Origin of the sequence: Mycobacterium sp. DL592 (genome assembly GCF_011694515.1) — a bacterium.
Classification (GTDB): domain Bacteria; phylum Actinomycetota; class Actinomycetes; order Mycobacteriales; family Mycobacteriaceae; genus Mycobacterium.
This window is the reverse complement of sequence record NZ_CP050192.1, coordinates 3,289,017-3,296,071: the sequence shown is the minus strand read 5'-3', so window position 1 is coordinate 3,296,071 and position 7,055 is coordinate 3,289,017. Positions and strand designations below refer to the sequence as shown.

Annotated in this window: 7 protein-coding genes; 4 read left to right on the top strand and 3 right to left on the bottom strand. The window is 67.1% G+C overall.

Annotated elements, in window-relative coordinates:
• Positions 1-77: 77 nt before the first annotated feature.
• Positions 78-446 (bottom strand): hypothetical protein, encoded by a 369-nt coding sequence (locus tag HBE64_RS24490; RefSeq protein ID WP_208300491.1) that lies wholly within the window; start codon positions 444-446, stop codon positions 78-80.
• A gap of 182 nt (positions 447-628) precedes the next feature.
• Positions 629-1,750, bottom strand: a complete 1,122-nt coding sequence (locus HBE64_RS15780; RefSeq protein ID WP_167103969.1) for a sorbosone dehydrogenase family protein — start codon at positions 1,748-1,750, stop codon at positions 629-631.
• 136 nt (positions 1,751-1,886) lie between these two features.
• On the opposite strand from HBE64_RS15780, the gene HBE64_RS15775 reads away from it, so the two are divergent.
• On the top strand, positions 1,887-2,723 hold the full coding sequence (locus tag HBE64_RS15775) for a DoxX family protein (protein WP_208300490.1): 837 nt from the start codon (positions 1,887-1,889) through the stop codon (positions 2,721-2,723).
• 19 nt (positions 2,724-2,742) lie between these two features.
• On the opposite strand, the gene HBE64_RS15770 is transcribed toward HBE64_RS15775, so the two are convergent.
• Positions 2,743-3,162, bottom strand: a complete 420-nt coding sequence (locus HBE64_RS15770) for a PH domain-containing protein (protein WP_208300489.1) — start codon at positions 3,160-3,162, stop codon at positions 2,743-2,745.
• A 345-nt stretch (positions 3,163-3,507) separates the two neighbouring features.
• Here HBE64_RS15770 and HBE64_RS15765 point away from each other — a divergent pair, with 345 nt between their 5' ends.
• The 3 genes from HBE64_RS15765 to ilvC all read left to right on the top strand — a co-directional run bounded on the left by HBE64_RS15765 (position 3,508) and on the right by ilvC (position 6,907).
• Positions 3,508-5,322, top strand: a complete 1,815-nt coding sequence (locus HBE64_RS15765; RefSeq protein WP_243841666.1) for an acetolactate synthase large subunit — start codon at positions 3,508-3,510, stop codon at positions 5,320-5,322.
• The gene (gene ilvN / locus HBE64_RS15760) at positions 5,322-5,843 is read left to right on the top strand and encodes an acetolactate synthase small subunit (RefSeq protein WP_167103960.1); all 522 of its coding nucleotides are present in this window, start codon (positions 5,322-5,324) and stop codon (positions 5,841-5,843) included. The genes HBE64_RS15765 and ilvN overlap by 1 nt, the downstream gene beginning before the upstream one ends.
• A 62-nt stretch (positions 5,844-5,905) precedes the next feature.
• Positions 5,906-6,907: a ketol-acid reductoisomerase gene (gene ilvC, locus HBE64_RS15755; protein ID WP_167109273.1), complete on the top strand. Its 1,002-nt coding sequence runs from the start codon at positions 5,906-5,908 to the stop codon at positions 6,905-6,907.
• Positions 6,908-7,055: the final 148 nt, after the last annotated feature.

Below are 7,055 nucleotides of genomic sequence, written 5' to 3'. Positions count from 1 at the left end.
CGGATAGACTCTCGGGCAGACGGAGTTGGTCGTTTTGAATTTTTTATTGTTCTTGATGACGCAGCGACCACCGAGTACTACACTCTCCTGTTCGTCGGCTGCGTCGTATGTGTATAAGAGACGGCCGGCGCGGCGGCCACCGGCATTGCGGCGGCCGGGGCGGGAGCAGCCGCCGGCACAGCAGCCGGCGCCGGGGCGGGTACCGCGGCAGCCAGCGGGGCCGGGGCCAGCGCCGAGGAGTCCGGGGTCGCAGCCGGGATCGCGTTGCCCAGCATCTCGGGCAGCGTCTCCGGGGATGCGGTGAACTGCTCGATGATGCTTCCGCACGGCACCCCGGGGCTTGATGCGGTGTCGGCGCCGGCCAGCGGGTGCAGGGAGAAACCGAACAAGATCAGCGCAGAGATGCCGACCGACAGAACTGCCGGACGGTCGATGTTCGGTGACAAGACTTCCCCGTCTCTGGTGATCTTGATTCGTCAATCAGACGGTATCGGGTTGCGGGCCGCAGACAAGGCGACGTGGGCGCCTTTATGAAACCGATGCACGGCAGAGTCGCATCGGTGATACGAATTCTGAATCCATTGCGACTCAAGGCGTTTACCGCTGCACGAGCAGCGAACCGACCAGCTCAGGTGTTGTCGGCGTTGCTCCGCGGGAAACCGCCACCCTGGGGGAAGAGCGGGAAGACGACGTCGTCGAGCTTCTCCGGGTCGCCCGCGGTGCGGTTGATCGTTGCGCCCCAGATGTTTCCGTCCGGCGATACCTGCAGGGCCCACGCGTGGCCGTGCGTGTCCTGCCGCACCACCTCGGGCTGGCCGGTGACGGCGCCGGTGCCCTGGGCCAGCCGCACCGCGACCGTCTGCTTGGTGTTGACCAGGTTCACCAGGACCGTACCGTCCAGCGCCGCGCAGCCCGCCACGCCCGGCCGGTCGGGCCACGTCCACACAGTGGATGCTTTGGAGTCCGGGCCGATGCGCTGCAGCCGGTCGCCGGCCGGAGTGCGGTCGGTGATGTAGAGCGACTTGTCCGTCGGGTCGATGCACATACCACCGCCCGAACCCATGCCCGACAGGGCGGTCGTCGGCGCAGCCTGATTGACGGTGGTCGGCTGCTCGATGCGAATTACCTTGCCCGCCAACGAATTCGGGTCTGCTGCCAGGGCGGGATTGCCCGCGTCACCGGTCTGCACCACCAGGGTGGTCGGGCTGGTGAAGATCAGCGAACCCGTGTTGCCGACCGCGCCCTTGGGAATGCCGGCCAGGATCTCCTTGGGGATGTCGCCGTCGGCCACCCGGATCACCCGGTTGTCAGTCGGCGTGCTGATGTAGGCGTACATCAGCCGGTCCTGCGAATAGGTGGGCGACAGCACGATGTCCAGCAGTCCGCCGTCGCCGCTCGGATCGACCGGGATGACGGTGCGGATCTTCGGTTCGGCGCTGACCGACACCTCTTTGACCGCGCCGGTGGTGCGCTCGGCGACCAACGCCGTCTTGCTGTCCGGTCCCATGATCAGACCGCTGGTGCTTTCCAGGCAGCCCTGCATGACCCCCGGTGCGGGGCAGGCTTTCGGGAACGGCTTGGGCGGCAGCGGCGGGGGAGGCGGCGGCGTCGACGTCGGGCCCGGCGCGAGCTGGGGGGCGGTGGTGAACGGCTGCGAAATCGCATCGTTGAACTTCGCGCAGCCAGAGGACACCAGGGCCGCCGCGCACACCGCGGCCAGCACACCACGGACCGGGCGGCGCATTCGCATGCCCGCCAGGTTACGGATACAGCCCCGGTGTTCGCCACGACGGTACGGGCGAGCATGTCGGCGGGTAGGAATTTCCACTGGCGGAAGCGCCGCTCAAATCCCCGATTTGCGCGAAGTTGCACTTACTCTGACTTTCGTGACGAGTCAAGGCCCCGAAACGCGCTGGCAACGCCCCGACGACTCCTCGGCTCGACCCGCGTCGGCCCAGCTCGTCGACCCGGAAGACGATCTCCCGTCGGCCACCTACGGCGGCGACTTCGAGACCACGAAGATCCCGCACTACAACCCGACAGTCCCCGGTTCCGACGCGGCGCCGTCGACCGGTTACGGGTTGCTGCACGACCCCGAGCCGCTGCCCTACGTGCAGCCACATGCCCAGCCCGCACCGATCACCGCTGCCGGGCCGATGGAGATCGAACCCATCGACGCTGAGGAACGGGCCAAGGCGGCCGGCAAGCGCGGTACCCAGGATCTCGGTCTGCTGTTGCTGCGGATCGTCGTCGGCGTCATCTTCATCGCCCACGGCCTGCAGAAAGCATTCGGCTGGTTCGGCGGGCAGGGGATGGGCGGGTTCCAGACCGCGCTCGCCGATGCCGGCTACCAGCACGCCGGAATCCTCACCTATGTCGGCGCAGGCGCGCAGATCGTCATCGGCGTGCTCCTGGTGCTCGGACTGTTCACCCCACTGGCCGCGGCCGGCGGTTTGGCCTACCTGGTCAACAGCCTGCTCACCGTCATCGCCGCCCAGCGTCAGGACGGCTACTTGTCGGTGTTCGGCGCCCAGGGGATGGAATACCTGATCGTGCTCATCGCGGCCGTCGCCTCGATCATTCTGGTTGGTCCGGGCCGCTACGGATTCGACGCCGGCCGGGGCTGGGCACGCAGGCCGTTCGTTGGCTCGTTCGTCGCGCTGCTGGTGGGCGTGGGCGGCGGGGTGGCCGCATGGTTCTTCCTGCACGGCAGGCTGGGCTGACCACTCCGCGCGCGGAGCCTCACTCGTAAGGGTTGGGCACCCGGCCGCCACTGGCCGAGGTCAGCAGCGGCAGCGTCGCGAACGTCACCGCGGGCAGCCTCAACTCTGAGTCGTCGCGGAGGCGGGCCTTGGCCCAGGCGCTCCGGTCGAATCGCAGCCCCTGGACGTCGTCCCACCGCACCGTCCGGCTGCCCAACAGGGTGCGCGCGGTGACCGTCTCCCGGTCGGCCACGGTGCGAAACCGCACGATGGCCACCGAGGCGACCACCGGGATCACCAGCAGCGCCATGCCCCACCTCGGGAACAACGGCACCAACGCCAGCAACGCCAGGGCCAGGAAGCCGGAGGCGAAGTGAGCCATCGGCGACATCTTGATCACCACCGGCTTTGCGGGTTCGGTGGTGGCCGAGGTCGGGTCGGGGACGGAACCGGAGGGCATGCCTGCATCATCCCATCACCGCCGAGGCAACCGAGATTTGACGCCTGACCAGTGCGGAGGCTACCGTCGGCATATGAAGTTCGGCGGAATGCTCGTAGTAATTGGCCAGCGCGTTGGTGCCGCGCTTGCCCCGACCCGGGCATAGCCACTCGCACCAGCGCGCAACCCTCGTACAGCCGCCGACGCTGACGGGGGTTTTTTCTTGCCCCAAGGAAACAACACGAGGACATCGAGGACAACGTGAGCGCACCGACCACGCGAGCACCCGAGCCAACGGCGGCTGCCCCCGCCAACGGCGCCGACGCCGCAGCGCAGACCACCGGTAAGACCGCCCCCGCGTCGGCGTTGCCGGCACCCAAACGCATCGCCCCCTACCAGCTCACCGGGGCCGAGTCCGTGGTGCGGTCGCTGGAGGAACTCGGCGTCGACACCATCTTCGGGATTCCCGGCGGCGCGGTGCTGCCGGTCTACGACCCGCTGTTCGACTCCAAGAAACTGCGCCACGTCCTGGTCCGCCATGAGCAGGGTGCGGGCCACGCGGCCAGCGGATACGCGCACGCCACCGGCAAGGTCGGCGTCATGATGGCCACCTCCGGTCCGGGCGCGACCAACCTCGTCACGCCGCTGGCCGACGCCCAGATGGACTCCATCCCGGTGGTTGCCATCACCGGGCAGGTCGGCCGCTCGCTGATCGGCACCGATGCCTTCCAGGAAGCCGACATCTCCGGCATCACGATGCCGATCACCAAGCACAACTTCCTCGTGCGCGAGGGTGACGACATCCCCAAGGTGATCGCCGAGGCATTCCACATCGCCGCCACCGGGCGTCCCGGCGCGGTGCTCGTCGACATCCCCAAGGACGTGCTGCAGGCCCAGTGCACCTTCGCCTGGCCGCCGCAGATCGACCTGCCCGGCTACAAGCCCAACACCAAGCCGCACAGCCGTCAGATCCGCGAGGCCGCCAAGCTCATCGCGGCTGCCCGCAAGCCGGTGCTCTATGTCGGCGGCGGCGTGATCCGCGGCGAGGCCACCAGCGAGTTGCTGGACCTGGCCGAGCTGACCGGCATCCCGGTGGTCACCACCCTGATGGCGCGTGGCGCATTCCCGGACAGCCACCCGCAGAACCTGGGCATGCCCGGCATGCACGGCACGGTCGCTGCAGTGGCCGCGCTGCAGAAGAGCGACCTGCTCATCGCCCTGGGCGCCCGATTCGACGACCGGGTGACCGGCAAGCTGGACTCCTTCGCGCCCGAGGCCAAGGTGATCCACGTCGACATCGACCCCGCCGAGATCGGCAAGAACCGCAATGCCGACGTCCCGATCGTGGGTGACGTGAAGCTGGCGATCGCGGAACTCATTGAGGCGCTGCGGAAAACCACCGGCGGGCAGGAGCGAAGCGACCTGGGAATCGGCAAAGCGCCCGAGAAGGCGGATCTGGACAACTGGTGGGAGTACCTGTCCGGAATCCGGGCCACCTACCCGCTGAGCTGGGACCCCCAGAGCGACGGCAGCCTCAGCCCCGAGTACGTCATCTCCGAGCTGGGCAAAATCGCCGGACCGGACGCCATCTACGTCGCAGGCGTTGGCCAGCACCAGATGTGGGCCGCGCAGTTCATCAAATACGAGAACCCGCGCACCTGGCTGAACTCCGGCGGGCTGGGCACCATGGGCTACGCCATCCCGGCGGCCATGGGAGCCAAGATGGCCCGTCCCGACGCCGAGGTGTGGGCCATCGACGGCGACGGCTGCTTCCAGATGACCAATCAGGAGCTGGCCACCTGTGCCCTCGAGGGTGTGCCGATCAAGGTCGCGCTGATCAACAACGGCAACCTCGGCATGGTGCGCCAGTGGCAGACCCTGTTCTACGGCGAGCGCTACAGCAATACCGGCCTGTCCACGCACAGCCATCGCATCCCCGATTTCGTCAAGCTGGCCGAGGCCATGGGCTGTGTCGGATTGCGTTGTGAGCGTGAGGAAGACGTGGTCGACGTGATCAACCAGGCGCGCGCCATCAACGACCGCCCGGTGGTGATCGACTTCATCGTCGGCGCCGACGCACAGGTGTGGCCGATGGTCGCCGCGGGCACCGGCAACGACGAGATCATGGCCGCGCGCAACATCCGTCCGCTGTTCGACGACAACGAAGAAGGGCGCGCCTAATGGCCGGCTCAGCTAATAGCACTGTCACCCATACGCTTTCGGTGCTGGTCGAAGACAAGCCCGGTGTGCTGGCCCGCGTCGCGGCGCTGTTCTCCCGGCGTGGCTTCAACATCGAGTCACTGGCGGTCGGTGCCACCGAGCAGAAGAACATGTCGCGGATGACGATCGTGGTCACCGCGGAGGAGACCCCGCTCGAACAGATCACCAAGCAGCTCAACAAGCTGATCAACGTGATCAAGATCGTCGAGCAGGACGAGGAGAACTCGGTTGCCCGCGAACTGGCGTTGATCAAGGTCCGCGCCGACGCCGGTACGCGCAGCCAGGTGATCGAGGCGGTCAACCTGTTCCGCGCGAAGGTCATCGACGTCTCCACCGAGTCGCTGACCGTTGAGGCCACCGGAACCCCGGAGAAACTCGAAGCGCTGCTGCGGGTGCTCGAGCCCTACGGTATCCGTGAGATCGTGCAGTCCGGAGTGGTGTCGCTGTCCCGCGGCCCGCGCGGAATGACCAACGCCAAGTAACAGACCCCACCGAAGAAACAAACAGAAAGGCAAAGGCCACCGTGGCTGCAAATACCATCGAGATGTTCTACGACGACGATGCCGACCTCTCGATCATCCAGGGCCGCAAGGTCGGAGTGATCGGATACGGCAGCCAGGGGCATGCCCATTCGCTGAGCCTGCGGGACTCCGGCGTGCAGGTGAAGGTGGGCCTCAAGGAAGGCTCGAAGTCGCGGGCCAAGGTGGAGGAGCAGGGCCTCGAGGTCGACACTCCCGCCGAGGTCGCCAAGTGGGCCGACGTGATCATGCTGCTCGCGCCCGACACCGCGCAGGCCGAGATCTTCACCAACGACATCGAGCCCAACCTCAAGCCCGGCGACGCGCTGTTCTTCGGGCACGGCCTGAACATCCACTTCGGTCTGATCAAGCCCCCGGCCGACGTCACCATCGGCATGGTCGCCCCCAAGGGCCCCGGCCACCTGGTGCGCCGCCAGTTCGTCGACGGCAAGGGCGTGCCCTGCCTGGTCGCCGTCGAGCAGGACCCGACCGGTGACGGCCTGGCGCTGGCGCTGTCCTACGCCAAGGGCATCGGCGGCACCCGCGCCGGCGTCATCAAGACCACCTTCAAGGATGAGACCGAAACCGACCTGTTCGGTGAGCAGGCCGTGCTGTGCGGTGGCACCGAGGAACTGGTGAAGACCGGCTTCGAGGTCATGGTCGAGGCGGGCTACGCCCCCGAGCTGGCCTACTTCGAGGTGCTGCACGAGCTCAAGCTGATCGTCGACCTGATGTACGAGGGCGGCATCGCCCGGATGAACTACTCGGTGTCCGACACCGCGGAGTTCGGCGGCTACCTGTCGGGCCCGCGCGTGATCGACGCCGACACCAAGGAGCGGATGCGCGCCATCCTCAAGGACATTCAGGACGGCAGCTTCGTCAAGGAACTCGTCGCCAACGTCGAGGGCGGCAACAAGCGCCTCGAGAAGCTGCGCAAGGAGAACGCCGAGCACCCGATCGAGGTCACCGGCAAGAAGCTGCGCGACCTGATGAGCTGGGTCGACCGGCCGATCACCGAAACCGCCTGACGGCACCCGCCGCGAATCGGCGCGCTTGTCACCGCCCACCAGCGGTGATAAGCGCGCCGTTTTCGTTTCTCAGGGGGCGATCTCAGTTGGTTGTCAGTGGAAACTGGGAGAAGGCCACCTCCGGTCAGACCGCTGCGGCCTATGCGGG